Here is a 22,504-nt window from a genome sequence, read left to right on the forward strand (position 1 = left end):
GTGGTCGTCGCTCCGGAGGGTCTCAGTCGCCGAAGAGCCGTCGCTTCAGCCGGGTCTGCCAAGGGCTGTCGACCTGGTCGGAAGTTGCGGCGCGGTCGGCATGCAGGGTTGCCGCCAGCTCGTTAGGGACGATGGCAAAGGCCGACGCAATCGCGATCGCGGCCTCGGGGGTGGGAAGTTCGCCCGGTTCGGTCCCGCACCATTCGATGATGCGGTCCTCGCCGTCCACCTGGGGGGCGAACGCCTGGAAGAAGAAGGTCGCCAGTGGGCGGTCCCATCCGATCGTCGCCTCGGCGACGTCGGGGCGGTCAGCGCGGGGCTGAAGGACGTGGCGGCTCATGCGTGCTGGGTCCGGCGAATACGATGGCGAACGTCTCGCTCGGCACCCTCGGCGCTCTTCATGGCCGTGGCGACCGCGCGTGCGGCCTTGGAGGCACCGGCCTGGCGCAAGAGATTGCGGGCTTCGCGCAGGCAGTCGATCAAGGTCAGGATCGCGGTCGCGTCCTGCTCGGTTGCGGGTCGTATCGCGGACATGGGCTGCTCCTTCTGACAATGGGTTGCCGATGCGCCTGCCGGTGATAGGCTGCGCATCTGAGGAGGTCGACATGGCGACCGATGCGATGGACGCCCCATCCGCGGGGCGGGCGAAGCTGTTCTCCGGTTGGATGGTCGCAGGGCTTCTCGCCCTGCACGTCGCGGCGTTGACCGTGATCCACTATGTCGTGGGGCCGGTGCTCGGTATTTCGCCGGCGTCGCCCGATCTGATCGCCGCGACGATCGTCACCGCGGCAGTTATCGTGATTTCCCTCGTGCGCCGTGACGTCACCACGGTCGATCGTCGGGCGCGCGTCTTGGCGGTGCTGCCGCGAGTGAACGCAGCGACCATTCTGACGATGGTCGGTGCATTGGCGATCAGCCAGATCCCGCTCGGGATCATGGCGCTGCAGGGCAACACCGTCTGGCAGATGGGCGCGGCTGAGAAGGTGGCGATCGGAGAGGCGCTCGCGGCCTCGGGCGGGGCATCCTCGATCGCGCTGGTCGTGGCGACGGTGCTGGTCGCCCCGGCGATCGAGGAGCTGCTCTATCGTGGCTATCTGCTGGGCGCGCTGCGCGAGCGCATGCCCGCCTTCGCCGCGGTGCTGGTATCGGCGCTGCTGTTCATGTTCGTGCTTCACTTCGAGCCGTCGAACCTCGTTGCCGCGTTCTGCCTGGGCCTCGGCACGGGATGGTGCGCTTTGCGGACCAACTCGTTGCTGCCTGGGTTCGTCGTCCATGCGGCGAGCAATGCGTTCGGGCTCTGGTATCTGTCTCTCGCGGCGGCCTGAGGTCGCGGCCTCCGGCCTAATAGTCGCGGGCGAGCATGATGGTCAGGACGCGGGTGGTGATCGAGGCGTCCGACGGATCTTCCGAGCCGTATTCCAGAGCGGCGTCGTAATAGTCGATCTTGAAGAAGATGCGCTCGCCGTCGAGGTCCAGCGCGCCGAAATCGTGCTCGGTGCGGTCGTCTAGGGCAAAGCGGAAATCGCGCACCGCCTTCAGGAGACGGGCCTGGGCGATTACGAGGTCGATGTTCCGGTCGCCCTTGGCGATGGTGGCGAGGCAGTCGCGAGTGGCAACGATGCGCGCCGAGCGGTCGAGGCCCATGCGGCAGCGATCGTTGAGTTCGACGATGCGGGTGATCGACGGTGCGAGAGTAGCCATCATGCTGCCTCCTTCAGGCCTGCGTTGAAGCGGTCGAGCCAGTCCCGCATCGTCGGGCGCTCCTCGAGGGGGATGGAGGCGGCGACGTCCTGGAATCGGATCAGGTCGAGCGGAGCGTCGCGCTCGATCGCGTCGATCTCGGCCGCGGGGAGCAGTCTCTCCCAGCGGATGAAGTCGCTCATACGGCCGGGGCGCGCGCGGGTGGTCTTGCGCCAGAGGCCTTCGACGGTCCGGAGCCGCGGCGCAGCGCGGGCCTCGACCAGCACGATCAGGCGAAGGCACCAGGTCGGGAGCGCGCGGACCTCCTCGGGCGTCATGCCGATGCAGAACCATTATGTCGCCATTGAGACGATCCATTCCCTTTGACGGGATAAGGATATTGTCCCATTATCGATCGGGTCGGGGCAATAAAATGGAAACGCCCAGTGTCATGTCGAGGGTTCAGTGCATCTTTTCCCGTTCGATCCTTGGCTCGGCGTCGAGCCTATACTTCTTGATGGGACGATGATCCGGCCTGCGCTTGATGACTCCATAAAGCAGGACGCAATCAAATACTTACCCGAAACAAATCTCCCTTCTCTCCTTCATTCCGACGGAAGCCCCGTTGTAGAAGTCAATTCGTTCATCACGTTCCTGCGATCCGATGGCGTGTCCCTTGCCAGCGCAGGCCACTATGCTCGAGATCTTCAGGTCTTTGCCCGTTACCTGCGGGATGCGCGTTCAAAGTCGTTACTCGACGCATCGAGTGCCGACGTAGGGAAATATCGCAGCCTTCGGCTCGAAGGGCCGGGCGAGCTCCGACTATCGGGATCGTCTTGGAAGCGCACCTCTGCGGCGCTAACGCGGTTCTATCAATGGGCCGCCAGCGAGGACGCAGGACTGATATCAGTTGCGCCGAAAACCAGATTCCGCCGTGATGGCGCGGTTGCCGAAGATACGATCCGCATGATCCCGCTCGAGGATTACGTTCTGTTCCGAGACCAAGGCCTGCTCGGTGGGGGTTACGCGAACGGCATCACTCACCGGCGGAATCCGATGCGCGATGCCGCGTTCGCCGAGCTGCTTGTGACGACAGGGGTTAGGCTCGAAGAAGGCGCAAGCCTTCTGATCGGTGAGCTTCCGACGACGAACGCCCGCGTCTTTCACGGCTGTCGCAGCACCATGATCGACCTGCCCGCCAGAATCACCAAAGGGCGCAAACCTCGATCAGTGCCGTTCCCGAGGCGGGTAGCCAGTAACTTCATCGACGCTTATATTCGCGAGGAGCGGAGCCAGTTGGTCGATCGCTGGCGACGCGCGGGTGGGGTCCGGACCATGCGGCAGCCGCTCATCGGCACGCTTGCAGGCGGGCAACGCGTTTTGATCAAGGGCGAGCGGCGCCCTCGATCACTGGCGACTCTGCGCATCGACGAACGACGCAACCTCCTATTGCTGCCCGGATCGGGCGCACCATTGGAAAGTGCGCAGCCGGCAGCATTGTGGCTGGCGCAGGACGGCCAAGCCCTCACCCCCGCGGCATGGCAGTCGATATTCCGGCGTACCAGCAAGAAGTTGTCGGAGGACATGGGCTGGGACCTACACGTATCGCCCCATACCCTCCGGCATACCTTTGCCGTCTACTGGCTTACACACCTCGTCAAAGCGGAAGTGATGAGGCTCGACGATCGATCTGTCCCGGATCGAACCGAGGAAATCTACATGAAGGTTGTCAGCGACCCCTTGCGCCGGGTCCAGCGATGGCTGGGTCACGCCAGCGTCCTGACCACTGAAAAATATCTCACCTACCTCGATGAAGCCTTCGAAATCGTAGATCAGGCGGCCGAGGCGCTGGACTCTCGTCTGATGGGCTTCTTCTAGCAGTGGGTCGCCCTCGCCTCTCGTTCCGCGATTTACCTCCGCAGCAGGATGAGGAGCCGCGAGCCGACGCGATCGTAGCCTATCATCATCGTGACGGTGTCGGGCGCGAAATGACCTGGTTGCTGCACGAGGTGGGGAACGAAGGCCTGGGTCGCGATCTTGCCTTGTACCTTGGGCCGATGATGAACGAGCTGTTCGCCGGCCTGGCCGTCCCGAGTGTCGAACAGTATCGACAGAGCTGGATCCCGCTCGGGAAACATCTGTCCTCCAGCGGGCGCCTCAACGGGGGGCTTCGCGTGATCACGGCCGCTGACATCGATGCCTGCGACGTTCGGGGTCAATACTCCCGGTTCCGTTGCCTTGTTCACGGCCTTCGCGCGATAGACGAACGAAACCCTGATCTGCTTCGTCCGGATCTGAAGGCGCGGATCAACTTCACGAGCCGGCACAACGGAACGGCATTACGGCCCCGCGAACCGTTGACACCGTTCGTCGCTCGCGTCCTGAAAGACGCCGCTGATCGCAGCGTGGTAGCTACACGCGAAAGGATCTTGTCGGGCCGCGAGCAGATCGAAGCTTTGCGAAACAAGCCGGAGAGGAGCCGCTTTGAGAATGTGTTCCTGAGGGTCGCCGACGGCACGCGCCCCGCTCGAAGCGAGTTCGACATGTTCAAATATCGCAAGGTTGCCATCGCCGCGGCCAGCGATCTTCTCGTTCTGACCCTGCCTGATGCGATCTGCTTCATCATCGCCATCGCGCTCCGGGTCGAAATGCCGATAGAATGCCTGCGGACCCTGCGGCGCGACTGCCTGAAGAACCCCGCGAGAGGGTACGTCTCCATTGAATACACAAAGGGACGAGGCGGCCCCCGCGCGAAGATCAAGCGCGAACGCGTGCGTGATGGTGGAATTAATACGCCCGGCGGACTCGTTCGCCTTGCCCTCGAACTATCCCGACCCGCCGCCGAGCGAATGGCCGATCGAGGGGACCCGAATGCGGATTACCTGTGGGTGGGCTTCGTTGCAGCCGGACTGCCGAGCTGGCGGCGGTTCAGCCTTTCTACCCACAACTTCTATGCCGCGATCAGGAGCCTTGGGCTCGTCGACGAAGCGGGCAAGCCGATAACCAAGATCGTTCCCGCCCGGCTAAGGAAGACGGTGAAGCGGGACAATTACTTGCGCCACACAGGCCACCTTCGGCGCTTCGCGAGCGATCACTCGAAGCCAGTTGCCGCTCGGCATTATGCCGCGGTGGACGGGCTTCGAGAAGAGCATGCACGCTCGGTAGCGGTCGCTGAAGGTCAACTGTTCGACATGGCGATGATGCCGTTGGTCCTGCCACCGAAGGAGGAAGTCAGCGCGCTCGCATCCGGCCTCTCGATCGGAAACCAAAAGCTCGACGCAGGCGCGGTCGCGTCGTTGGTCTCAGGCGATGCCGATACGTTCCTTGGCATGTGTTCCGGCTTTTGGTCGAGCCCTCTTGGGCGGAACGACAACGGCTCCTGCGCCACCGCGTTCACCGGCTGCCTCCATTGCTCGAATGCAGTGTTCACCGCACGAAAACTGCCTGCATTGCTGACCTATCTGACATGGCTAGCTGAACGGCGCGCCGTCATGACGGAAGCGGAGTGGCACGAGCGCTACAGCGCCGACCATAATCGAATTATGGTACAGATACTCCCCGTGTTCGACGCTGGCGATATCGAACAGGCTCGGTCCACGGCGGAAAATGCCGCTGTGGCGCCAGCGCTGCCGCCACATCTTCAGCGGGGCTGAACATGCGTCGGGTTCTGGAACGTGCCGAAGCATCTTGGCGGATTGACCGTTCGGCATTGGTGATTCCGCCCCAGATGGTCGTGAGTGGCCGTGAGCAGCAGAATATCTCTCTGGTCGGGGACGATAAGTGGCTGCTCGAATGTGCCATCGCGCGGCCGACAAAGGCCCATGAAGCCTGTATCTGCTTCGGTCGGATCGCCGATGCTGATGAGCGGGAGCTCATACGAGAATACCTGTTCCTGTCTTTAAACTACGACTCCCGAGACAATGTGCGCGGCCGCCTCGGCGTCCTGAAACCTGGTTCGCTGATGCAGGTCGGCAATATAATCCGGCATTTTCTACAAGAAGTGCGGGAAGCCGGACTTCGACTCCACGAGATCGATCAGCCTTGGCTGGATCAGTGGCTGTCCGCGAAGCGGCACCTCGCACCGGCAACTCTTGTCTACAAGATCCTCTGCGTACGGCGACTTGCGCTCTATACGCCCTCCCTGTCGTTCCGGGGAATCGAGATAGCTCCTTGGGGTAACCGTTCAGCGACTAGGATCGCGGGATACCGGGGTGGCCGAGAAAATGTCACACCGCGAATACCGGAAGCCATTAGCGCGCCGGCGTTGCGGTGGGCCATGTTCTACGTCCATCATGGGATCGACGATCTTATCGCCCGACATCGTATAGCTGGCATCAACATCGCCGCGCGTCGGCAGAGAGTGTCACCGAAACTAAGCGACCAGCGCCTGCGCGCTTATTTGGATGCGCTTGAAGCATCGGGCTCTGGAGTACCGGCGACCCAAGATGGTCGACCCGCGTGGCCAGAAATCTGCAAGGCCAGCGGCCTCGGCGTGGCAGTGCTGAAGGCACGCTCAGCTATGCTCGAGAAGGCAATCTCGCAACTCGGAACCGAGCGCCCAGGCGCAAGCAGTGGTTGGGCCAGCATGCCAGGAACAAACATTGCGTGGCGGTCGCATCTTCCCAGCTTCAGCAGCCGTTATACCTTCATACCGGCGATAGCCGCGTGCTATCTCGTAATCGGCCTATTATCAGGAATGCGCGGCGAGGAAGCGGCCGCGCTCAAGCGTGGTTGCCTCAGACTCATGCGCGACGAACATGGGAAGGTTAAGGGCTACGAACTCGTCGGAAGAATCTTCAAAACCCGTAAAAACGTCGACGGCGCTGAACATCGCTGGACCGTGATAGAGCCTGTTGCCAGGGCCGTATTGGCAGCAATACGGTTGCAGGACTATCTACACAACAGCGCCGATCGAACGGAAGCGCCGCGAGATGATGAGCCCCTGTTCAAACCGGCCTTGATTCGGGGGGTGGGCAATGTCCAGCTTACGGCGCATCAATCGACCGTATACCTGAATTACTTTGCCAAAGAGTGTCGCCGGCTCGCCGAAGAAATGGCAGCGGCGGCGCCCGCCGAAGCCGACCGCATACTGGCACTTTATCATATCCCGGACGAGGGTGATGAACCCTGGCGGTGGCGCACGCGTCAGCTCCGCCGCACCCTTGCATGGTACATCGCCAGTCAGCCCTTCGGCGTGATCGCGGGCATGATACAATATGGGCACGCGAGCGCCATGATGTTCGAAGGCTATGCGGGCACTTCCCAATCCGGCTTCCGTTCGGAGATCGAAGAGGAACGTCGCCTCGCTCAGCTCAGCGATATCGTCGAGATGTACGAGGACTGGAAGGCAGGGATCAATCCAGGCGGCCCCATGCGATCGAAACTCGTCGCCGAATTTACAAGCATCAGAAACAAGATCGGAGATCTGCCCGGCACGGTCGTTGATGATCGGCGCCGCGCAAAAATGCTCTCGAACACCGCCGTCACGCTTCATCCGGGTTATATCAACGACTGCTTCTTCTATGCCGACCACGCCCTCTGCTTGAAGGTGAAAGGAGCTGAGGCGCAGCCGGCATTTACGAGGTGCCAGCCTGCTCGTTGTCCGAACAGCGTGGTGGCGAGGCGGCATGTGCTGGCTCTGCAATCATGCATCGCAGATGCCGAGACCATGAAAAATGGCAAGAACATCAGCCCGATCCAGAAACACGCCATTGAGGCACAGATCGATATTTACAGGCAGTTGCTGGAACAGGTCGAACGATGACGACGAAAGCGAACCCTCCCCGGAAATCGCAAGCCACCGTCGCGCTGCTTGACGCCTATAACCGCTTGCGCGACGGCAAAGGCACCGCGACGAATGGCAAGCTGAGCATAACCAATGTTGCGCGCGAGGCGGGGGTCAGTCGAGCGACGGCCTATCGATGCTCCAAACTTCTCGCTTTGTTCGATGAAGCTCCGAAGCCGCCGAAGGCTAAACCACAAAGCACGAGCGGCAAGGCCGAGCTGCGAAACGTGATCAACCAGTTGCTCAATCGTATCATCATGCTGGAGGCTGCGTTGGAAGCCAAAGACGCGGAACTCCGGCAATTGCGCTCAATGCTGCCAAAACCACGGCCGGCCGACTCATGATGCGAGCAAGTCCTGAGGACATTACAATCGACGCCACGTTGCACGCTCAATTCGCTCTACGCTACATGGCGACGCGAGACCGCCACGGGCGGGCTACGCATTGAAGGCAGGTTCAGTGTAAAACCCTCCCCGCTTGCGCAGCACTGATCCTCCCCTGCACAACGCTTGATGGATTTTGGTTGGGCCCATCACTCGACGAAGAATTCCCTCAATCAACGGCCCGCCTGCGACCAGCAGCTTGAATGGGTATCTCGCATGTAAATGACCGCGATTGGCCGGTAGGCGACTGTCCGGTTCGGAGCCGGGATGCGTGGATAGCTGACGGTCGTTCGGAGTCGGCAACCGACCAACTAAAGACATTCGGCGTTGTCAATGTGAGCGACGGATCTTGCTAAAACCAGACATTCAGATCGCGCAAACCAACCGGTCAGCTTTGCGCCCCATGCCGGTCGTTCACCATCCCTCCAGATCTGCCCGAAAGCTGCCATTTTATGCAGAATGAGACGCGGGCATATATCAGTGTGCATGCTAGTGTGGTCAGCTCGCTTGGGGCGCGCCCTTGCAATAAGAGCGGCTCATTAGCACGCGGCTAGGCGCGTCTGCGCTGGCGAAAGAAGGAGGAACGTTGGTTGAAATGAAAGCCGATCGTGAGTGATCAGCTCGACCAGACGATCGTCGCTCGCGACGGCCGCATACTTCTGTTCAGCTGCCAGCGCTTCATTGATGACATCGTCATGGGTAATGGCTGTTTGATCTGCGGGGCCTTCCCGCACGACAAGCAATTCAACGACGAGCACATCGTCCCGCGTTGGCTGCTGAAGCGCTACAACCTTTTCGACAAGACGGTCATACTGCCCACTGGCGAGCATCGTCATTATCGCAGCTATACGGTTCCGTGCTGCGTCGAATGCAACAGCCTTCTAGGGGTGCAAGTAGAAACGCCAGTGTCCCAATTGCTGGACGGGAAGTTCGAGGATGTGGTGCAGCGCCTCGACGAGGCGAACCTTAGCCTCCTGTTCACCTGGTTGTCGCTGCTGTTCTTCAAGGTCCACCTCAAGGACCGCACCGTAAGGATTTACAAGGATCGTCGGCTTGGCCACGAGGTGATCGGAGACATCTACGACTGGGGCGACATGCACCACCTGCATGCCGTCGCGAGATCGCCATTCACTAAGGCAAGCCTGATGCCGGAAGCGATCGGCTCGTTACAGATCTTCGAGGTCGACGGCGCGCTTATGAGCGATGGCTATGATTATCTAGACTTCACCTTCGACCAGACGCTGATCTGTCGGCTCGGCCGGATCGGCATCGTCGCTACCTTGAACGATTCCACCGCTGCGGAAAGCGCGTGGTCCGAGCGTCTGGACCTTATCGAGGGACCGATTTCGGAACTGCAACTGCGCGAGGTTGGGGCGATGTTCGCGGTCGCCAACCGCAATCTGATCAGCCGACCGACGTTCATGACATTGGTCCACGACAAGACCACCGTCATGATCGCTGGCATTCGGCCTCCGCTCAAGCTCAAGGAATTCGATCCGGAAGGTTTCGGTCATGCGCTGCTGTTCGCAGTCCGAAACTTCGTGGACGCTCGTGTCATAAGCGTGAACGGCACGCGCGACCCTAGGACAGTCGCTGCCGCTATCGAAACTGGATACGTCAGATTCCTCACGATGGATGGCAAATTCATTCCGCCTGCGGCCGATCAGGACGCTGGCAGCTGATGCCTCCGGAGTATCTTCGGGCGCGCCACGAAAACCAATTATAACCGCAAACCGCATGAGAGCGCCTGCCCCACCAGTCTCGGCTTGACTTCGACATGGTGCCACGTTGTTCTGCGCGCGTGTCCGAGCGCAACGATACGAAAGAACAGAGCGGCTTTGAGCAGGTGACGGAGGTCCCGGTTCACGTCCTCAATACCTATTCTCGCTTGTGGCAGCTCGAAACCTGGCTGCGGACCATGGTCTATGTCGAGCTGCGAGCTTTGCTCGGTGACGATTGGGCGAAAGACCTGAGCCCCAGCTCCAATTCGTTCGCCGCCGACAAGTCCCTGACCCATATGCCGACGCCCGAGATGAATGCGCTGAGCTACGCCCTGCTCAGCAAACTGACCGGACTCATCTCGAGCTATTGGGATTACTTCTCGGTCTATCTGCCGCCGAAGGATCTCTGGGATGCGAAGCTCAGGGAAGTGGCGCAGATTCGCCATCGGGTGGCCCACTTCCGGGTTGGCCATGTCGATGACCTTCCGCGCCTCAAGCAATTCCTCCGCGACATCGACAAAGGCTTTTGGACGTTCTGCACCAGCTACAACGACATGAACGCGGTCATCCCGCAGGAGAGCGACCCGATCGCCAAGCACTTCCTTCCGTTCGATCCCCTCCCGTGGGTCGAGGTGGAGGAGAAGACATGGGCTCAGGTGGGCTTCCGCGACAAATCGTTGGTCGTGGGATTGAGCGTCCGATCACAGCGAAGGCCATGGTGTCGGGAGCCGCTTGAAGCGGGAAAGCCGGGGCACCTCTATGATTTCTACATGTTCGCCCAAGACGGCCGGACTTTCGATCTGCCCTACCTTCTGGAGCGGACACGCAGCCAGCACCATCACCTCGTCCATCTCTGCCTCGACGACCTCGATCACTCGGTCCGCTTCACCGTGCCTGCCATCCTCGGAGAGACGACGATCAAGGAGATCGTTCAGTCATGGTATGACGCGGCGGTGGGCGCCTGTCGCCGCTCGCCACTTCGTCCGCCCGCTGATCTCGTGGATCGTTGGCCCGAATACGTGATCGGCTCGTCCAACCCGCTCACCTTTCTCGCCCCATCGATGCCGTGCTCCTTCTTCGGCGTTTGAGGAGGCTCGTTCGACGTCGAGCCTGGGAGAAGGGGTTTAAGCGAATCCGCGAATGACCGGTGTTAACATAACCAGACGTTCCCAATTGGGGCATCAGTCGGCAGGAAGGTCCCAGACCACGTCATAGCTGTCGTTCGGCTCAACAGCGCAGGAAGACGCGAGCCGTACGACCAACTTGGGCGCGTAACAGACATTTCCCAATCTGTCGGCGCAACGATCAAGGCCGCATCAGCAAGTCCCGACGGGCAATGGCAAGTCAGTTTCTTCCGCTCAGCAAAGTCATTCCGGATGCCGCCGCGACGAGTCGCACCGCCTTCGGCGGTTGCGCTCGGGACAGTTGCAAAGTGCAGTAGCGCTTTGCAACTGTCCCGAGCGCTTCAATGGCCTCGGATCGTCTCAAACGGCGGATAATTTTGTAGCCCATAAATAAAGGGTTGCGGTGAGACGAGACACCATCTGCAAACATAACAGCCAGCAGCTCGACTTCGGCGGCACCGGGAGGCCTTCGGCCTCGATCCGGCGGGCGCAGTCGTCCCGATCCCAGCCCCATTCGCGCAACGGGTACTGGCATTCGTAGAGTGGATCGTCGATCGTGGCGGCGTGCGAGTAGCGGATCGTGTCGCGCTTCCCGGCATCGAAGCCGATCAGGCGGATGACGCGCTGGCCGCGTGCCCACGCGTCGATTGCGGGCTGCCAGGTCCGCAGAAAGGCGTCCTGTGGCGCTTTCTTGTATTTGAGGCTGCAGCTCGACCCACCGAGCGATTTGCTGGGGAGGGTGGCGTTGGTCAGCGCCATTTCGAGCAGTGAGTAGTAGGGCGGCCAGTGCTTGAAGCGCTTGGGCGTGTAGGAGACGATTTCGTGCCGGATGCCGTGGGAGCGGAGCCACGGACCGATCACGTCGAGATAGGCATAAGTCTCGGGCTTCTCGACGCCCGTATCAGCCGTCAGCACCAGGTCCGGGGCTTCGCCGCGGGCGACCTTCTCGATCAGCAGCGCTGTGCTGTCGACGCCGACGCCGTAGGCGAGCACGACCGGCGGCGGTGCGGCCACCATGATGATGTCGGGGCTACGGGCGGCGCCGCAGCCGTCGTTCCTGGCGCCGGGCCTCGGGTCGGTTCGGGCGTCCGCGGCCGAGGCGGCGAGCGCGCCGTTCACGGCGCGCATCGCGGGCGTCGTGCTGGTCGTCGGCATGGGGGCGCTCCGGGCTCGAGTCGATCACATGATCGACCAAGCCCGCGCCCCCTCCCCTCTCCGTTGGCGCGTCGAGCGCCAGGATGTCGGCGAGGGTCGGTGCGGGCGAGCGGAGCGGTCGGCGGCCGAAGCGGATGCCGTGGTTCGTCGCATATTTGCTGACCGAGCAAGCCTTGCGTTCAAGTGCAGTGGCAAGGTCGGCGATTGCGACTCCGTGTCGGAAGGCGAGATCGAGCGCCCGCGTTTCGTCGGCGCTGAACGGGCGGATGTAGCCGTGGACGAGCCCGAGCAGGTTGGCGCGGCTGAACATTGCGGCCTTGGTCCGCCCGAGTTGGGCGGCGAGCGCGTGGTTGGGCATCTTCCCATAGTGCTCGCGGAGGAGCGCTTCCTGGGCCTCGGTCCAGTCCGGTCCCATTCGCCATCCATTGCGGTTGGCGTGCGTGCCGCGCAGGCCGAGATATTCGGCGCGCCAGCGAAGCGAACAGGCGGTGCGGCCGAGACGCGCGCGGAGCGGCGTGAGGCTTGATGCCGCCTCATAGGCATTGCGCAGCAGCGCATCCTCGTCGGGCGTCCAGGCGCGGCCCCAGCCCCGGCCATAGCCGAGCTTGCGGATGATCTGCCCGAAGCCGGACAGGGATCGCGCAGGGTAGCCCTCCGCCGCCATCATCGTGATGATCTGCGTGTAGCGGTAGCCTTGCGTCGCAAGGTCGAGCGCGCGGCTCATTTCGGCCTCGCTCCAGTCCGGTGGGTGGCTCGCGTGGGTGATGCCGAGCATACCCGCGCGGCCCGAGAGACCGCTCAGCGGTCGACCGATCAGGGCGGCGAGCTGGAGCAGCGGAACGCTGCGGGCGTAGCCGGCGCGTAGCTGCGCGTCCTCCCACGCGGTCCATTCCGGGGCGTTGCCCTCGGTGAGCCCGAGGCACCCGGCGCGGGCGTAGACCGCGCTGCAGGATCGGCCGAAGTCGAGTGCTAGGGTCGCGGTCGCCTCGCCGCCATAGCGGCGGCGCAGCTCGTCGTCTTCGAGGTCGGTCCACGGCCTCGCGGAGTTGCGGCGGAGGCCGAGGGTCGCGACCTTGTCGGCGACGCCGGCACGGCCGCGGCCGATGGTGGCGGCGATGTCGTCGATCGAGACGTCCTGCCGGAACAGGGCGACGAGACGCTCGATCTCGGCGGGCGTCCACGCGTTCGCGCGGTAGGCGATCTCCCGGAGGGGCGCGGCAGCGATCCTGGGCCTCGGGCACGGCTCCAGTTCGACGATGGTGGCTTCCAGGTCGAGCATGTCACGCCAGCCCCACGACGGCGACGTCGCTGATCTTCGCGCGGAGGCGGGCATGCAGGCGGGCGATGCGGTCGTCGCCGCGTGGCATGGTGTCGACCGCCGACAGGGCGGCGAGGATGTCCAGGCCCGCGTCCACGGCCTCGCGATCCGCACCGAGATGCGAGGCGAGATCCGCGGCGGTGGTGGCGTTCGGCGCGATCCGGCGCAGGACGCCGACGATGGCGGTAGCGGTCGGTGCTGCAGGTTCGAGCAGGAAGGCGTCGAGCGCGCGCAGGCCTTTCATGGTCAGGCTGGAATCGCGGGCGCCCGACTGCACCTCCTTCAGGGCTGCGAGGTCGAGCAGGCGCGCGGCTTCCTCGCCGTCGACGTCGGCCGCGCCCTTCAGTTCGGGTGTCGCTCCGAGGTGCTCGGTGATCGTAGGATCGATCTTGGCGAGAAGTGGGAGGGGTGCGAGCGCCGGACCCATCGCGAAGAACTCGCCGGGCGCGAGCTTGCGCAGCTGGTCGGCGTCCTTGGCGGAGAAGCCGAGCAGGTCGGCGGCGCGCGCGATGTCGCGGTCGAACACGTTGAGGCCGACTAGGAAGTTCTGCAGCTCTGACACGACCGACGACGACAGCTTGGCAAGCCGCTGGGTGGCGATGATCGGCGCGATGCCGCGTTTCCGGCCTCGGGCGGCGAGATCGGTCAGGGTGGCAACGCCGAGCCGGCGGGTCTCGGCGTCGCGCGCCGAGCCGGCGTGATGCGGCGCGAGGAGGTGGCCCTCGTCGATGCAGACGAGAACGGTGTGTGCCCAGTCCTCGCGCGGGGCACCGATCAGGCCGGCGAAAAATGCTGCGGCCTTGATGATGCGCTGGTCGGGATCGAGGTCGGTGAGGTCGAGGTGGAGCGGAAGCCGGTGGCGACGGCCGCGTGTCGCGGCGGCGGTGAGCCCATCTGCAGTGAGCTCGGCGGCCCGGAGCGTGGTGGCGCCGATATGTTCGGCAAGATTGCCGAACTCGCCCTCGGGATCGACGATCATCGTCGTCACGAAGTCGAAGGCTTCCTCAATGATGCGGCGCAGGGTGCGGCTCTTGCCGGCACCGGAGCTGCCCTGGATCAGGAGGCGGCCCGCCAGCAGGCGGTCGAGATCGAGGCTGAGCGTGCCGGTGGAGTGGCTCCCGATCGGCACGCGGTTGTCGGGTTCCTGGGTGGGAAGAGTAAGGACGGTGGCCATGGCGAGGCTCCTTGGCAGGCTCGGACTCCCGGCGAGCCCGCTGCTCCGATCCCCCTTTCCTCGGCCTTGGGGTCTCAGAGCATGTGAAGGTCGGGGTGTTCGGATCGCGCGGCGGCGTCGTAGCCGCGCTGCCATGCAGCCTGCAGGCGCGAGCCGCGGCGGTAGGTGCTTCGGTCGTTGCCGAACACGAAGCAGCGCCAACCGAGTTTTTCGGCTTCCCACTCGGGGTCGGGCCTGGCGGGCGCGAGCAGCGCCATGAGGTCGAGCTTCATGCCGCGATGCTTTCGGCGATGGTAGTCGTTGCGCCCGGGTCCGGGAACATCGGGAGGAGCGGGTGAGCCGCCGCCAAGATCTTGGGATAGGGTAGCCGGGGCAGGCCGCGGCCCTCGCGGCGGGCGTTGCGTGTCAGCTCGAAGCAATAGGCATAGAGCCCGTCCTGCCGGTGACGCAGGAGGACGCGGTCATGCTGGAGACGCGTAAGCCACGCTGCCGACGTCTCGTGGAGGCCGGGCCTGGGTGCCCCGAGGCGAACGAGTTGATCGATCCCACCGCTCGCGCCGCGTTCGCCTGTTCGGATTTTCGACAGCGTCCGGCCGGAGATGGTGGTGCCGTTCAGTCGGAGAACGATCCGTGGCTTGGTGACGCCGCGGTGCGCGCCGCTGAGAGCGGCATAGACGCGGCCGATGTGTCCCGCCTGCGGATCGCTGTAGGAGACGACGGCCTCGATCGTCGGGCGTTCGCGGCGCAGCGCGGCGAAAGCGCGCGCGACGAAGAAGCTCTCGCCGTTCTGGGGCACTCGGTCGAGCAGCAGGAGACGGGCGAGGACGGTGCCCTTGGCCGGGTCCGTGAACCCCGTGTGTGCGGTGATGACCGCATCGACCGCGGGGCGGGCGAAGACCGCAACGCCGGCGAGCGTCGCGCCAGGTCCGAACAGTCCTACGGCGAGCTGCGCGGCGGGATAGTTGGGCAGGTAGTGATGCGTGCTGATGAAACGGCTGGCGACGTCGTGCGCGATCGGCTCGACGCGATAGGCGCGCGGATCGATGACGGTGTCGTCGTCGGTCCAGAGCGCCCGGCGTTCGCGCCAGCGCTGGCTACGGCTGGTGTGCATGGTGGGCGTCCCGTCAGGCGGCAGTGGCGAAGGGAATCGGCGCGAGCGGCGTGGCGCCGCCGAAGGCGCGCAGCGCGGCCGCCATCTCCTGACGTGTGTGCGCCTTGTTGCCGAAGCTGATGCGGGGATCGAGTGAGCGGCCGTCCGCGGTCACGAAACCCGTGGCCGGCGTTCCCGATGTTTCGACAAGGATGACGTGGCCCCGGCCGTCCTCGGCCTTGCCGATATAGCGGACCGAGAACTCGCCGAGTTTTCCGCTCAGGCCCTTGGCGAGCTTGCTCCAGCGGATGTGCCCGGCGCCGACATTGCCGTCGCCGGTGGCGGCTCGGTCGAGCCAGGTGCGTAGGTGCGCGCGCTGCTGCAGGATCGTATTCCGGGTCCGCTCCATTGTCCGGCAGAGCGGCAAAGCGGAGGCGTGGGCGTCGAAGACGGCCATGGCCCCGTCCGGAGCGGCGATCAGGATGTCGTCTAACGTCAGCCCTGCGACGAGTTGCTGCAGTCGCGTAGCCTGGCACGCGTCCTGCGCAAGCAGCTCGTATCGCCTTGCCGTCAATGCAGTAGATGTCACCGCGTTGTCGGGTGTGGCGAAGCCGTCGGCGTCGCGCAGCAGGATGATGTTGAGGTCCTCGGCCTCTGGGCGCGCGCGGATTTGGTCGACCAGTGCGAGGACCGGCCCGTTGGCGAGGGCTGGATCGTCGGCGAGGATCAGAAGGCGGCGCTTCCAGCGCGCTGGGCGCGGGTCATCGGACGGCTTGGGCCAGCTGCTCGGCAGCGGCCGTGCGAAAGGCGCGGGCGCGCTCGGTCTCGGCTGGTTGCTCGAGCGTTCGGCGGCGACGTTGCTGCGGCGCGCGGCATCGAACAGGTCGGCGGTGTCGCCTCCTCCATCGGAGAAGCCGCGATCATAGGCGGCGCGATGCTCGGGCCTCCTGCGGTCGATGTCCGGCCCGCCATAGGTCCAACCGGCATGCGCGGCATACCAGCCTCGGCTATAGCAGACGGCAGTGTCCCAGTCGTAGTCGTAGGCATCGCGACCGCGCAGGATCGCCAGATCGCCGTCGGTTATCGATCCGCTCGCGGCCTTGGCGGCGACATGAGCGAAGTTGCAGCGCTGCCGTTCGGCTTCCGAGGCGGCTTGGATGGCATCGTTGACCGGGCGCATTGCGCCGACGCGGGCGCGGGTCTGGGCCATGCGGGCATCCAGCGGGGCGTCCGGCGGAAGGTCGGGAAAGTCACGCCACGCCTGCGCGAGGGCTTCGGCGTGTTCGGGCGAGCGACCGCGCGCGACCCAGGTCGCGGCGTCGCTTGGGTCGAAGCGATCGTCCATGGTCAGTCTCGGCTGAAACGACGGCTCTCGGCCGCGCGGTAGCGCGTGAGAGCGCGATCGATGTGGGGCGCGGCGCGCGCGTAGAGCATGGCCGGGTCATCGCCGGCGAGTTGGAGGAGACGGGCGTCGAGGAGCGACGTGGCCTGGTGGCCGACCTGGCGGCCGTGTTCTGCGCGGAGCATGGCGCGCAGCGCAGCGCCCTCGGCGTCGGGGCCGGACGCGATGCGCCAGAACAGCCGAAGCTCGACGTAAAGCTGGCCGGCGCTGTCGTCGTTGCGGGGGAAGCGGCGCAGCGTGATCGGAGCACCGTGCGCGACGGACGCGATCGTGTCGCCGCGATTCCAGTGCAGTGCGAGCGGATCGACTTGCCAGCGATGTTGCTCGGGTGGGTCGATCTGGCGGAGCAGCCGTGTCATTTCGCAGAAGTCTGCGGTGATCCGTGCCTTGTCGTCGGGCGTGGTCATGCCGCGGCCCTCCGCACCTGGTCGAGACCGAGTTCTGCGGCGGTCAGTGTGTCGATGCGTGCTGCAAGCTCGGCGTAGCGGCCGGTGAGATCGTCGGTTCGCGTGAAGATCTGCGCGTCGTCGAGTTCCTCGAGAGCGCGGAACAGCGGCGGGAGGATGGGGTAGACGATCTCCGGATAGAGGCCGGCGACGATGAGTGCCTCGATGCGGCGGCCGATCCGGTAGATCTCGCCGCCTTGCCGCTGCTTCTCGAGCCCGGGCGGGAGCCGGAGGTAATCGATCGGCGCGATCACTTCGGGCAGGCGGGCGTGGGGGCACCCATGGCGCTTGCCGCCGAAGTCGGTCCGGTAATGGATGCGGTCCTGTCGTTCGTAGGAGAGCTGGTCGAACGGAACGAGGAGCATGTATTGGTACAGGGGTTCGGTCCCCGCGGAGCGGGTGCGCGTGCAGACGATCTGCATGGCGGCCTCCGTCAGGCGAAAAGGCGCGTCGGCTCGATGGCCGCGGGCGTCAGGGCGAGTTCGGAGCGGATGCGTGCCGCAAACTTGTCGGGTGCGAGCAGGTCGCGGATCGAGGCACGCCGGTTGCGATCGCCGAGGTGGTCGGCGCGGCCGCGGACGCGGCGGTAGATGATCTCGTTGTCCGGTCCGAGCGCGCTCAGCGAGAGCTGGACCCAGACCTCCTCGCCATGGAGCGTGATCTCGCCCGAGACGGCGGGACCGGCCTTGTTGGACCGGATGTCGTAGTCCCCGTCGTTGAGGCAGAGGGCATCGGCGAGACGGCGCATCGCGGTGCGGCCTTCGGCGTGGAACACGCGCTTCGCGGCTTCGTCATAGGCGACGCCGCGGTAAGCCAGGGTCCGCAGGGCAGGGAAACGCCGCAGTTCGGCGATCTCGCTCATGCAGCGCTGGCGGAGTGCGCCGTCGTCCGCGCGGTCTGCGGTGACGCCGGCGAGATGCCGGGCGAGCAGGATCACCGACGAATCCGTCTCGACATCCTTGCCCGCATTGCGGCAGTCTGTGATCGCCGCCTGTATCGCGTGCAGCGCCGTCGTGATCGTGGTCAGGGCGCTGGGGTCGAGCGCCTGCTGGTGGCGAAAGGCAACGTCGTAGGTCATGGCCAAGCTCCTCGAGCTCCTCACGAGCTCGATCGGCTCAGCCCCCCTCCCCTTTTGGCACGGTGTCGGGGAACCGTGGCGGATGGACAGGGGATGACGGCATTGTCAGTGGATTGACGCGCGTTAAGAAGTTACATCCGTTTCGGTTCGTATTTCAGGGGGGAAGATTGGCCGCGATCAGCCTGATGTCATGTTGGCAAGGGGGCGTCGTCGACCTCCGCTTGCCCGGTATCACGGCAGATGGTGACACGCCCCGAAGTAGTGGCCCGGCCGCTACGGGCATCTTCACCGTAGTCGGGCCGTTTCACGTTCCCGTCGTCGCGGAGGCGCTGCAAGCGTTGGTCGTTGAGAGGATCGTGCCCCTGCGGACCGATCCGGTGTCGATCGACGCGAAGTTCGTCCTGGCCCAGCCCTGGAACCGCGAGCGCACGATCAGGGCTGCCCAGTTACGGCAGCGCGAGATCGCGGCGGGGCCGATCCGGGTTAACCGGGTGATCGTGCCCGATCTGCCGGATCATTTCATCGTGCTGGAAGGCGCGCATCGCGCGTTCGCCGCGCGTCAGCGGGGCGATGCGTCTATCGACGCGATCATCGGGGCAACGCTGCGGATCGCGCCGGAGCAGTTCTCGATCGTGGGCGACACGCTGATGCGCTGCACGGACGACGGCACGCGGCCGGTATCGCCGTCGGCACCTTGGGGACCGGCAGTGAGCCGGGACGCGGCGGCGATCTCGACCGAGGTGTTGCACGTTCTCGCGTCGCTCGGTTGCGCGGTCTATCCCGAGAGCCAGTTCGGGGTGGTGAGCCAGTGCCAGTGCGCCGGCAGGGTGCGCCTGGTCGCTCCCTAGCTGGCCTCGGCGGCGTCGTCCTGCGCGAGGAGCAGGTCGACGGCCTTGGCGATGCCCGGCTCGCCGGCCTCGTTGACGATCTCGACGGCAGGCTTGGACCTGCGGATGGCGGCGATGACCGCCGCGGGTGGTCGGCTCTTCAGGGGATAGGTGTAGACCGTTCCCTCCTCGATCGTGACGATGTTGGTGCGCAGCTTGCGCTTGAGCACCTTGGCCTGTTCGACGACGTCCATCAGGTGCGCGACCTCGTGCTCGAGGCTCGGCTCGAGGGTGAGGCCGTGGAAGACCTTGGCGGTTCGGTTCGCCCGAAGCCATTCGTTGACCTCGGCCTCGGTGATCGAGCCGAGCTGGTGGTAGTCGTCGGCGCCGCCATGTCCGCGATTGCTTGCGGCGAACGCCTTGACGCCGTCGATCCAGATCTCGGCGGTGTAGCAGGCGGTCTCTTCCGACAGGGCGGCGACGATGCGGAGCTTCCGCAGTTCAATGTTCATGCTGGTCTCCTGATGAGTGGGTCAGCGCCGGCGGGGCGCCGGGCCGATGCTGCGGGCGATGTGGCCGGCGTAGACGGCGCAGGCAGCCCAATAGGCCGCGACGGGTGGCTTGCGGTGGTGCCAGCTCTTGTCGGCCCGGATGCGCGCGTCGTCCCGGATCTCGAGGAGCAGGCGGCGCAGCGCGTCGCGGGCCTCGGGGTCGAGGCGGCGCAACGCCTGCACGGCAGGCAGGGTCAGCACCGGGTTGCGGACCTCGGCTCGATTGCTGCGCGCGGTCACTGGAGCGTGCCTGAAAGCGCGCTGGTGTCGAAGCCGTCCAGCTCGAACGCGGGCTGGCGAGTGTCGATCGTGAGCGCGAGCGCGCCGGGCTTGACCCAGATCTCGCGGGCCGAGAGGGTGAAGGTCTTGCCCGTTCCGGCCAGGAGCAGCGTTTCGCCGATCGTCTCGGCCATGCCGCGGGCGGAGTCGGCCGGGATGGCGTTGCCGATCCATTCGCGTCGCTGCGCGTCGGAGCCTCCGAGCAGATCGAAGAAATCCTTTGCGGAGACGATGGCCTGCAGGGCAGCGAGCTCGAGCGTCGTGAAGGGTCGGTGCCAGGTCTGGTCCATCGCGATGATGCGCGCGACAAGCCGGTCATCGGGTTGCGGAAGGGCGACCGGGGCCTCGTCGAGGATCGGCTTGCGCGGGTCGGCGATCGACCATGGGCCGGAATTGTCCTTGGCGGAGGCCGGCACCGCGCCCGTCGATCCGGTCCAGTCGACCACGCCGTAGTGGCCCTGGGTGAGGTATTTGTCGCGGTCGGCGCGCATGAGGCACGTCGGCCTCGGGTCAGCCACGGACAGCGCGCCCGATCCGACCCTGTCGGAGCCCGTTACGGTCGGGCAGGCTGCGGCGGCCGAGACGACGCGCATCTTGTTGGCGTGCGCGCCGAGCGAGACGCCGGCATATTTCGGGTCTGCGACGACAAAGGCACCCATGCCGGTGGTGCTGGCGCCGATGACGGCGTTCGCGGCCGAGCGATAACCCGTCACGCGGTACTTGCCGTTGACGTGTCGCCCCTTCGGAGCGCGCGGGTCGGCGACGGCGAGACCGCCTCCAGGTCCGCCGAGGCCGGCGACGGCCGCGGCCGCCCCGTCGAACGGGATGATGCGGAAGGTGTTGTTGAAGCGCGGCTTGCCGGGGATGCGCGGGTCCGCGATCGCGTTCGGGCCTGAGCCGACCCACATATTCCCGGTGACGACGCCGGTCGGCTGGCCCCATTCGCGCACGCCGCACTGGACGCTCGATGGATGGCCGTCGATGCGCGGATCTGCGACGCAGTGCGCCCCTCCGGTCGGCTTGGGGTTGCCGGTCACGACACCGCTGGCGGCCGTCCAGGACCGGACGCCGAGGACGTGGCGATGGGTGTCAGGGCCGTAGCTCGGGCGTGGGTCCGCGATCGAGAACGCGCCGTTGGTCGGGCCGCTCTTGCCCTGCACGACTCCGGTGGTCATCGACCAGGAGACGACGCCGAGGGTCGCATCGCGCTTCTCGCCATATCGCGGGTCGGCGACGCTGAGCGCTCCGCCGGCGACATGAACCGCGCCGCTGACCACGCGGGTCGATTGATCGAACGGCGTGACGGACAAGAGATTGGTGTGGGTGTCCGGCCCGTAGCCCGGCCTGGGGTCGGCGATCGCATAGCTGCCGTTGGTCGGGCCGCCGCGCCTGCTGATCGTGCCGACATGGCCGATCCAGCTGTTGACGCCGAGGAAGCCGGAACCTTCGCGGCTCGTGAAGGGCCGGGGGTCGGCGACGGAGAAGCGGCCCTGCCCCGGCGCGCGCGCACTGGTGACGAGCGGGCCGCGATCGTCCCATCGGCACACGCCATAGGCGTTCTCGCGCATGTCGGGTTCCGGCACGATGCCGAAGTCGGCAAGCACGCCGTTCTCGACGCGCAGCCGGTTGAGCGAGCGCCAGTCGGAGCCGGCCTCGACGAAGGCGAGCCGCACCCACGTCTTCCACTGCAGCGATGGGACGCGGTGCATCGCACCGGCGCGCGGATCGCCGGGAAGCGGCAGCTCGCCGATCACCTCGCCGACTCCGCGCAGCGGGTAGAGCCGGGGCTGGTAGATGAAAGGCGGCACCTTGTCGGGGTGCCGAGCGATCAGGAGGAAGCGTTTCCGGCTCTGCGCGAGATTGCCGATCAGACCGCAGTCGTGGACGGATTCGGCCACTGAATAACCGAACGCTCGGAGGAGCGCGATGATCTGGTCGAGCAGCCAGCGTCCGCGCGTGGCGATGCGGGGGACGTTCTCGAACAGGATGATCGGGATGGGATCGTCGCGGTACGCTTCCAGCGTCAGCCACATGCCGCGCAGGGTGAGCGCGTTCAGCGCCTGGTATTTGGCGGTGAGGCTGACGGCCTGGGAGAGCAGCGAGCTGAACCCCTTGCAGGGGTACGACGCCAGGCAGACGTCGACGCGGCCGAACACCGCGCGCACGTCGGAGGGCACCGCTTCACGCCAGTCGGGACCGGGCTCGCGACCGTGGAAGGCGCGGTACTGGTCGCGGTTGAACAGATCCATGACGGTGCCCTTGACCCCGGTCAGCCGCTCGAAATTGCGGATGGCACCGGGATCGACGTCGATCCCCCCGGCGCATTCGAAGCGGGCGCGCAGGTTGCCGACGCGGGGCTGCGCGCCGTTGAAGCCGCGTGCGCCGGACCCGATGCCGCAGGCCATGTGTGCGTGCCGGAAGACGCGCTCGGTGACGGGAGAGAAGTGCATGGGGGTCTCCTTTTGCAGGCCGGCGCGGGTGCTCTTCCCGC

22 protein-coding genes and 2 pseudogenes are annotated in these 22,504 nt (G+C 65.1%); 8 read left to right on the forward strand and 16 right to left on the reverse strand.

What is annotated here, in order from left to right; all coding sequences use genetic code 11:
- Positions 1-22: 22 nt before the first annotated feature.
- The gene (locus tag ACUCV3_RS15190) at positions 23-340 is read right to left on the reverse strand and encodes a hypothetical protein (protein ID WP_482240748.1); all 318 of its coding nucleotides are present in this window, start codon (positions 338-340) and stop codon (positions 23-25) included.
- Complete coding sequence (locus tag ACUCV3_RS15195; RefSeq protein WP_482240749.1) at positions 337-534, reverse strand: hypothetical protein; 198 nt, start codon at positions 532-534, stop codon at positions 337-339. Before ACUCV3_RS15195 ends, ACUCV3_RS15190 begins: the two co-directional genes overlap by 4 nt.
- Before the next feature lie 71 nt (positions 535-605).
- On the opposite strand from ACUCV3_RS15195, the gene ACUCV3_RS15200 reads away from it, so the two are divergent.
- Positions 606-1,325 carry a CPBP family intramembrane glutamic endopeptidase gene (locus tag ACUCV3_RS15200; RefSeq protein WP_482240750.1) on the forward strand — a complete coding sequence of 240 codons (720 nt, stop codon included), beginning with the start codon at positions 606-608 and terminating at the stop codon, positions 1,323-1,325.
- A gap of 16 nt (positions 1,326-1,341) precedes the next feature.
- Here the strand turns inward: ACUCV3_RS15200 and ACUCV3_RS15205 are convergent, their stop codons facing one another.
- Both ACUCV3_RS15205 and ACUCV3_RS15210 read right to left on the reverse strand, forming a co-directional pair.
- A complete protein-coding gene (locus ACUCV3_RS15205) occupies positions 1,342-1,704 on the reverse strand; it encodes a DUF3768 domain-containing protein (RefSeq protein ID WP_482240751.1) in 363 nt (120 codons plus the stop codon).
- A pseudogene (locus ACUCV3_RS15210) lies at positions 1,701-2,021 on the reverse strand (hypothetical protein); the annotation flags it as partial. The gene ACUCV3_RS15205 and the pseudogene ACUCV3_RS15210, both read right to left, overlap by 4 nt.
- Before the next feature lie 184 nt (positions 2,022-2,205).
- On the opposite strand from ACUCV3_RS15210, the gene ACUCV3_RS15215 reads away from it, so the two are divergent.
- The 6 genes from ACUCV3_RS15215 (at position 2,206) to ACUCV3_RS15240 (ending at position 10,657) form a co-directional block, all read left to right on the forward strand.
- Entirely contained in the window at positions 2,206-3,558 is a 1,353-nt protein-coding gene (locus ACUCV3_RS15215; protein ID WP_037522502.1) for a tyrosine-type recombinase/integrase, read from the forward strand.
- A 110-nt stretch (positions 3,559-3,668) separates the two neighbouring features.
- On the forward strand, positions 3,669-5,333 hold the full coding sequence (locus ACUCV3_RS15220; protein WP_048939653.1) for a hypothetical protein: 1,665 nt from the start codon (positions 3,669-3,671) through the stop codon (positions 5,331-5,333).
- Positions 5,334-5,335: 2 nt separating this feature from the next.
- Positions 5,336-7,444: a site-specific integrase gene (locus ACUCV3_RS15225; RefSeq protein ID WP_048939652.1), complete on the forward strand. Its 2,109-nt coding sequence runs from the start codon at positions 5,336-5,338 to the stop codon at positions 7,442-7,444.
- On the forward strand, positions 7,441-7,809 hold the full coding sequence (locus ACUCV3_RS15230) for a hypothetical protein (RefSeq protein ID WP_010409068.1): 369 nt from the start codon (positions 7,441-7,443) through the stop codon (positions 7,807-7,809). The genes ACUCV3_RS15225 and ACUCV3_RS15230 overlap by 4 nt, the downstream gene beginning before the upstream one ends.
- Before the next feature lie 647 nt (positions 7,810-8,456).
- The gene (locus ACUCV3_RS15235; RefSeq protein WP_482240752.1) at positions 8,457-9,530 is read left to right on the forward strand and encodes a hypothetical protein; all 1,074 of its coding nucleotides are present in this window, start codon (positions 8,457-8,459) and stop codon (positions 9,528-9,530) included.
- Positions 9,531-9,649: 119 nt separating this feature from the next.
- Positions 9,650-10,657, forward strand: coding sequence for a hypothetical protein (locus tag ACUCV3_RS15240; RefSeq protein ID WP_482240753.1), 1,008 nt, complete (start codon positions 9,650-9,652; stop codon positions 10,655-10,657).
- 408 nt (positions 10,658-11,065) lie between these two features.
- On the opposite strand, the pseudogene ACUCV3_RS15245 reads toward ACUCV3_RS15240, so the two are convergent.
- The 9 genes and pseudogenes from ACUCV3_RS15245 to ACUCV3_RS15285 form a co-directional block, all read right to left on the reverse strand.
- Positions 11,066-11,710 (reverse strand): annotated as a pseudogene (locus ACUCV3_RS15245) (hypothetical protein); the annotation flags it as partial.
- A gap of 13 nt (positions 11,711-11,723) precedes the next feature.
- Positions 11,724-13,127: a hypothetical protein gene (locus ACUCV3_RS15250; protein ID WP_482240754.1), complete on the reverse strand. Its 1,404-nt coding sequence runs from the start codon at positions 13,125-13,127 to the stop codon at positions 11,724-11,726.
- 1 nt (position 13,128) lies between these two features.
- Positions 13,129-14,340, reverse strand: a complete 1,212-nt coding sequence (locus ACUCV3_RS15255) for a helicase HerA domain-containing protein (RefSeq protein WP_482240755.1) — start codon at positions 14,338-14,340, stop codon at positions 13,129-13,131.
- A gap of 74 nt (positions 14,341-14,414) precedes the next feature.
- Positions 14,415-14,612, reverse strand: coding sequence for a hypothetical protein (locus tag ACUCV3_RS15260; protein ID WP_482240756.1), 198 nt, complete (start codon positions 14,610-14,612; stop codon positions 14,415-14,417).
- Positions 14,609-15,451: a Mom family adenine methylcarbamoylation protein gene (locus ACUCV3_RS15265; protein ID WP_482240757.1), complete on the reverse strand. Its 843-nt coding sequence runs from the start codon at positions 15,449-15,451 to the stop codon at positions 14,609-14,611. The genes ACUCV3_RS15260 and ACUCV3_RS15265 overlap by 4 nt, the downstream gene beginning before the upstream one ends.
- Positions 15,452-15,464: 13 nt before the next feature.
- A complete protein-coding gene (locus tag ACUCV3_RS15270; protein WP_482240758.1) occupies positions 15,465-16,775 on the reverse strand; it encodes a hypothetical protein in 1,311 nt (436 codons plus the stop codon).
- Positions 16,776-16,777: 2 nt separating this feature from the next.
- Positions 16,778-17,239 (reverse strand): hypothetical protein, encoded by a 462-nt coding sequence (locus ACUCV3_RS15275; RefSeq protein WP_482240759.1) that lies wholly within the window; start codon positions 17,237-17,239, stop codon positions 16,778-16,780.
- Entirely contained in the window at positions 17,236-17,700 is a 465-nt protein-coding gene (locus ACUCV3_RS15280) for a hypothetical protein (protein WP_482240760.1), read from the reverse strand. Before ACUCV3_RS15280 ends, ACUCV3_RS15275 begins: the two co-directional genes overlap by 4 nt.
- 11 nt (positions 17,701-17,711) lie before the next feature.
- On the reverse strand, positions 17,712-18,356 hold the full coding sequence (locus ACUCV3_RS15285) for a hypothetical protein (RefSeq protein WP_482240761.1): 645 nt from the start codon (positions 18,354-18,356) through the stop codon (positions 17,712-17,714).
- A 167-nt stretch (positions 18,357-18,523) separates the two neighbouring features.
- Between ACUCV3_RS15285 and ACUCV3_RS15290 the strand changes: the two genes are divergently transcribed.
- Entirely contained in the window at positions 18,524-19,204 is a 681-nt protein-coding gene (locus ACUCV3_RS15290; RefSeq protein WP_482240762.1) for a hypothetical protein, read from the forward strand.
- Here ACUCV3_RS15290 and ACUCV3_RS15295 read toward each other — a convergent pair.
- Genes ACUCV3_RS15295 through ACUCV3_RS15305 form a run of 3 tightly spaced genes read right to left on the reverse strand, consistent with a single transcriptional unit; the run spans position 19,201 to position 22,463 of the window.
- Positions 19,201-19,695 (reverse strand): hypothetical protein, encoded by a 495-nt coding sequence (locus ACUCV3_RS15295; RefSeq protein ID WP_482240763.1) that lies wholly within the window; start codon positions 19,693-19,695, stop codon positions 19,201-19,203. The two genes, ACUCV3_RS15290 and ACUCV3_RS15295, sit on opposite strands and share 4 nt — an antisense overlap.
- Positions 19,696-19,716: 21 nt before the next feature.
- A complete protein-coding gene (locus ACUCV3_RS15300; RefSeq protein ID WP_482240764.1) occupies positions 19,717-19,974 on the reverse strand; it encodes a hypothetical protein in 258 nt (85 codons plus the stop codon).
- Entirely contained in the window at positions 19,971-22,463 is a 2,493-nt protein-coding gene (locus tag ACUCV3_RS15305) for a DNA cytosine methyltransferase (RefSeq protein WP_482240765.1), read from the reverse strand. Before ACUCV3_RS15305 ends, ACUCV3_RS15300 begins: the two co-directional genes overlap by 4 nt.
- Positions 22,464-22,504: the final 41 nt, after the last annotated feature.

Source organism: Sphingobium sp. VMM (assembly GCF_056790315.1).

Excerpts from the sequence above, each read along its gene's own strand:
- ACUCV3_RS15270 (WP_482240758.1), bottom strand. The coding sequence starts at position 16,775 with ATGGACGATCGCTTCGACCCAAGCGACGCCGCGACCTGGGTCGCGCGC.
- ACUCV3_RS15255 (WP_482240755.1), bottom strand. The coding sequence starts at position 14,340 with ATGGCCACCGTCCTTACTCTTCCCACCCAGGAACCCGACAACCGCGTG.
- ACUCV3_RS15280 (WP_482240760.1), bottom strand. The coding sequence starts at position 17,700 with ATGCAGATCGTCTGCACGCGCACCCGCTCCGCGGGGACCGAACCCCTG.
- ACUCV3_RS15220 (WP_048939653.1), top strand. The coding sequence starts at position 3,669 with ATGACCTGGTTGCTGCACGAGGTGGGGAACGAAGGCCTGGGTCGCGAT.
- ACUCV3_RS15275 (WP_482240759.1), bottom strand. The coding sequence starts at position 17,239 with ATGACCACGCCCGACGACAAGGCACGGATCACCGCAGACTTCTGCGAA.
- ACUCV3_RS15285 (WP_482240761.1), bottom strand. The coding sequence starts at position 18,356 with ATGACCTACGACGTTGCCTTTCGCCACCAGCAGGCGCTCGACCCCAGC.
- ACUCV3_RS15250 (WP_482240754.1), bottom strand. The coding sequence starts at position 13,127 with ATGCTCGACCTGGAAGCCACCATCGTCGAACTGGAGCCGTGCCCGAGG.
- ACUCV3_RS15260 (WP_482240756.1), bottom strand. The coding sequence starts at position 14,612 with ATGAAGCTCGACCTCATGGCGCTGCTCGCGCCCGCCAGGCCCGACCCC.
- ACUCV3_RS15200 (WP_482240750.1), top strand. The coding sequence starts at position 606 with ATGGCGACCGATGCGATGGACGCCCCATCCGCGGGGCGGGCGAAGCTG.
- ACUCV3_RS15225 (WP_048939652.1), top strand. The coding sequence starts at position 5,336 with ATGCGTCGGGTTCTGGAACGTGCCGAAGCATCTTGGCGGATTGACCGT.
- ACUCV3_RS15295 (WP_482240763.1), bottom strand. The coding sequence starts at position 19,695 with ATGAACATTGAACTGCGGAAGCTCCGCATCGTCGCCGCCCTGTCGGAA.
- ACUCV3_RS15215 (WP_037522502.1), top strand. The coding sequence starts at position 2,206 with ATGATCCGGCCTGCGCTTGATGACTCCATAAAGCAGGACGCAATCAAA.
- ACUCV3_RS15305 (WP_482240765.1), bottom strand. The coding sequence starts at position 22,463 with ATGCACTTCTCTCCCGTCACCGAGCGCGTCTTCCGGCACGCACACATG.
- ACUCV3_RS15230 (WP_010409068.1), top strand. The coding sequence starts at position 7,441 with ATGACGACGAAAGCGAACCCTCCCCGGAAATCGCAAGCCACCGTCGCG.
- ACUCV3_RS15265 (WP_482240757.1), bottom strand. The coding sequence starts at position 15,451 with ATGCACACCAGCCGTAGCCAGCGCTGGCGCGAACGCCGGGCGCTCTGG.
- ACUCV3_RS15205 (WP_482240751.1), bottom strand. The coding sequence starts at position 1,704 with ATGATGGCTACTCTCGCACCGTCGATCACCCGCATCGTCGAACTCAAC.
- ACUCV3_RS15190 (WP_482240748.1), bottom strand. The coding sequence starts at position 340 with ATGAGCCGCCACGTCCTTCAGCCCCGCGCTGACCGCCCCGACGTCGCC.
- ACUCV3_RS15195 (WP_482240749.1), bottom strand. The coding sequence starts at position 534 with ATGTCCGCGATACGACCCGCAACCGAGCAGGACGCGACCGCGATCCTG.